This window comes from Photorhabdus kleinii (genome assembly GCF_025384885.1).
Lineage (GTDB): Bacteria > Pseudomonadota > Gammaproteobacteria > Enterobacterales > Enterobacteriaceae > Photorhabdus > Photorhabdus kayaii.
Window position 1 is genome coordinate 1 of sequence record NZ_JAJAFY010000157.1, and the last position, 645, is coordinate 645.

Here is a 645-nt window from a genome sequence, read left to right on the forward strand (position 1 = left end):
TAACGCGCAGGGACAGGTGACTGCGACGTTAACCAGCACGGCGGCGGTGAAGGATGTGCAGGTATCGGCAAAGGCGGCGGCGAATCCGTCATGGGTCAAGGCCGATAGCCCGGTGAGCTTTGAGGAGCTGAGCCACAGTTATCGGGTAACCGGCGTGACGGTGGAAGTGGATAAAGACAAGAAGCGCTACAACAACGGCGCCGACAGTTATACCTTCACGGCGACGGTGAAGGATGGGCACGGCAATCTGGTGGTGGGTCAACCGATCGACATTGAGTGGCAGACAGATCCAAAGGCTGACGGGTTAACCCTGACGAAACAGAGCAATTCGGTGAGTAATGCGCAGGGACAGGTCACCGCGACGTTAACCAGCACGGCGGCGGTGACGGATGTGCAGGTGTCGGCAAAGGCGGCGGCGAATCCGTCATGGGTCAGGGCCGATAGCCCGGTAAGCTTTGAGGAGCTGAGCCTCAGTTATCAAGTAACCGGCGTGATGGTGGAAGTGGATAAAGACAAGAAGCGCTACAACAACGGCACTGACAGTTATACCTTCACGGCGACGGTGAAGGATGGGCACGGCAATCTGGTGGTGGGTCAACCGATCGACATTGACTGGCAGACAGATCCAAAGGCTGACGGGTTAAC

General features: G+C 57.5%; 1 protein-coding gene. It reads left to right on the plus strand.

Features of this window, described 5'->3' with window-relative positions; genetic code table 11:
• Positions 1–16: 16 nt before the first annotated feature.
• The coding region (locus LG003_RS23145; protein WP_262981778.1) for an Ig-like domain-containing protein at positions 17–645 on the plus strand (629 nt) is incomplete at its 3' end.